The 3,206-nt window shown below is 61.2% G+C and carries 3 protein-coding genes; all 3 read right to left on the reverse strand.

From position 1 onward, the window contains the following. The coding region (locus YH64_RS29940; RefSeq protein WP_143215626.1) for a type VI immunity family protein at positions 1 to 1,095 on the reverse strand (1,095 nt) is incomplete at its 3' end. Continuing rightward, positions 1,092 to 1,931 (reverse strand): VRR-NUC domain-containing protein, encoded by an 840-nt coding sequence (locus YH64_RS29945; protein ID WP_046807704.1) that lies wholly within the window; start codon positions 1,929 to 1,931, stop codon positions 1,092 to 1,094. The genes YH64_RS29940 and YH64_RS29945, both read right to left, overlap by 4 nt. After that, positions 1,931 to 3,206: type VI secretion system Vgr family protein (locus tag YH64_RS29950; protein ID WP_143215627.1), on the reverse strand; the 1,276-nt coding region annotated here is incomplete at its 5' end. The genes YH64_RS29950 and YH64_RS29945, both read right to left, overlap by 1 nt.

A 3,206-nucleotide genomic window follows, 5' to 3' on the forward strand; every position in this document is an offset into this window, starting at 1 on the left:
TTCGCCGACGACAACATGGGTGGGGGTGGGTTCGGCAGGCGCCGGGCCAGGGGTTCGGCCTCGGATCTCAGGGGTTGGCCAATCGCTGTCGTCATCGAACCGGGCCAGCCAACGCTGCGTGTCGCGGCGATCGAAGCGCTCGTTGGGGTCGCCATCCCATTCGCCGGAGCCCACCAGATCCAGCAAAGGATGGCGGATACGGCGAAGCAAACGGTTGGCCAACACGGGGAGTTCCGGCACACCGTCTTCAACGGGATACAGTTCCGGCTGCGGGCCAAGCTCTATCCATTGGCCGCAACCGAGGGTGTCGATTCGGATGCGGGAATCGGAAAGCTGGGCAACAACCTCGTCGCGCGAGATGTCCAGCTTCTCGCGCCAAATGTCGGACAGAAAGAAGCCCCAGGTGGGCGGCCGTATGCCGGCAGGCAGCTGTGGCATGAACGTCATGCCGAACGTGTCATCCGTGTCCAAGCCATAGAAATGCGGCGTCAGCGCCCGATCCCACACGGCTACCTCCGAGCGCATGCCAAACTCCAGCGGGTTCGCCATCGCAAAGCCGCTGTAGACCTGAGCCGGCTTTAACCGAGCGATGGCGTCAAGGACGAATTGCCGCCACGCCTCTTTGTTGGCCAACCACCAACGCCATCGAAAATAGAGCTGAAGCGATGAATAGTTTTGGTCGCCACCGCCCCAGTCGGAAGCTCTCCATAGATATGCGCCATGGGTGGGCGAGCTTTTGTGTTCGGCTTCGTCCGTAAAGTTGACGGTGAAATTCTTGTCTACGGGAGTTTTCCGGGCCCAGTCTCGCAGTTCGCCCAGGCGCTCCGAGCCGTACCGATGGGGTCTTTCTGAACGCGGGTGTGTCGCGACCGTGTAAGGATGGCCTAACAGGCTTTCAAACGACTCGTGCACGTCGATCAGGTCCAACGTTGTGCGCTGATATTGATCGCGGTCGTAGTTGAAATAGAAGGTGAGAAATGGGCTGACAGACAGTTCAAAAGACCCGTTGTGAATGGCAGTGTTCGGCCATTTTTTCAGGTCTTCGATCATGCCGGCCAGATCCTGATCGTCGATCAATGGGTGGGTAGTACTCATTTTCCGCTCCGGCTTGAATGGCCTGGTTTTGTGCCGGATGTGCGTGCCGAGCCGGAAGCTCCGGTGCAGTCTTCCGGTACTCGAAGCAGCACAACCTTTTGGACGTCACCGCCCATCAGGCTGACGTAGTCCTTCATTTGGTCGCGCTTTACCCAGTCCTTCGGAAACTTGATTTCCACCGCCGCGAACACGTTGCCCACGTCAAACGGCTGCTGCCTGTATTCAACGATTACAAGATCCGGGGCCAGGCTGCCCTTAGGGCGGGGCCAGAAGGGGAATACCTCGCTGATGCGCTTCGGACGTGTGGAAGGCTCTCCCAGCATCGCCTTGTAAGACGTGCCGTCGTAGACCGGCTCCGCCTTGAGCGGGCTTTCCCATTTCAACAAGTCATCAACCACTTCAAACACCAACGACGCGGTGGTTTGTTTCAGTGCGATATCTATCGTGGTGTCGATGAATTCGCCCCGGATCTTCTTGCGCAGACGTCGGGGCACCGTCAACGGTGACTTCAGCGCCCATTGGCATACCGTGCTGATCACCGGCCGAAAGGGGATCTTGCGTTCGATGTATTGCCGGTAGGTCACGTGTTCGCTGCGTCCGCGCGACACGGTGCTGTTGCCGCCGGTGCGCACAAACGTGGAGCTTTTGACGTCGATTTCTTCCTTCATGTTCTGAATCGTGTCTTTAAGGATGGCTTGGACTTCCTTCTTGCGTTCATTGATTTGCGCCAAGGTTTGGGCGGTTTCAATGGCGGTTTGGGCCGTTTCGTGCGCGGCGTAGGCGCGATAGGCGCGGTAGCCCCAGACGAGGGCGGCTGCGGCGGCGGGGGCGGCCATCAGAGGTCTCCTTCAACGTGGGAATCCAGAAAGGCTTCGTCCATCGGTCCGTGCTCGGCGTGATGCGGATTGATGTTGTCGACACGCTCGGCGAGCTGCCCAGGGTCGTCTGGGATCTTCTGGTCCTCGCGCATGATCGTCTTGTAGGTCTGCACGTCGCGGGCGCGCGGGGTGTCCAGAAAATCCGTCGCGCCGTCGTTGTCGGTGGTGCCTTCCAGGAGCAGCGTGGCGCCTGTCATGACGCGGTACCGATAACGTTCGAACAGGCGGTTGTCGGTCTTGTGCAGGCGGAACCGGCCGGCGTAGTCGCCGGCAGCGACGTCGGGAGATTTGAAGACGGGCAGGGCGGCGCTTTGGCCGCCCGGGCCTGAGAAATTGTGCGAGGCGGCCTTCACCGTAAACGTGCCCGGCATGCCCAGTTCGATGTTGCCGTCGGCAATCTTGATCGTCGCCCCGCCGCACAACAGCGTGATGTGTTTGTCGGCGGCGATCAGCACGTGTTGCTTGCTGGACGTGATTTCCGCGCTTTGATCGGCCTGGATGCGAATGGCGTTGTGCTGCGCCTGTAGCAGCATTTCGCCTTGATGCGCGATCTGGCGCAGCGCGCCGCTTTGCGAGAACAGGCCTACATCGCCGCCCGCGTTCAGCACGATCTTGTCGCCCGCGCTGACCTGCTGATGCTGCTGCGCGACGCTGTCCACATTGCCCCCGGCCGACAATACGATGCCTGCCGGCGTGGCGGCGGCGATGCCGGCTGGCGCGCTTAGCGCGATGGCGCCAACGTCGCCTAGGCCGGTACCGTCCGACTGGTTATTGGCGCCGTGGCCCAGGTCGCGCACCGCATCCGACAGGGATTGCTGCGGCTGGGCGTCGTGGGCGACGCCTTCGTGCTTCTCGGCGTAATCCCCCAGGTTGCGGGCAAGTTCCAGCGCCGCTTGCAAAGCCGCGACGATATCGGATCTATCCAACTGCCCGCCCTTGGCGTGCAGTTGCGCCTCGGCCGTCAGCAACAATCCCTTCGCCGCCCGCAGCGCTCCATGTTCATCCGTGCGCAGTTCGAACCCTTCACCGCGAGCTTGCCCACCGCTGGGACGCGGATGCGTCAGATACCCCAGATGCAGCTGTGTGTCGCCGTGTTCGCTCATCAACGCCGCGCTGATCTGCGCGGACGTGTCATCCAAGCGCAATTCGTTGGCGCGATTGCCCCGGAATTCCTTGCTCTTGATCGTGTTCAGGACGTTGTGGCGCGGCAGTTCATAGGGCGGCAGATTGGTC

Source organism: Achromobacter sp. LC458 (assembly GCF_001005835.2).
Classification (GTDB): domain Bacteria; phylum Pseudomonadota; class Gammaproteobacteria; order Burkholderiales; family Burkholderiaceae_B; genus Achromobacter; species Achromobacter spanius_B.

Coding starts and splice junctions, on each gene's coding strand:
- YH64_RS29945 (WP_046807704.1), bottom strand. CDS start 1,931: ATGGCCGCCCCCGCCGCCGCAGCCGCCCTCGTCTGGGGCTACCGCGCC.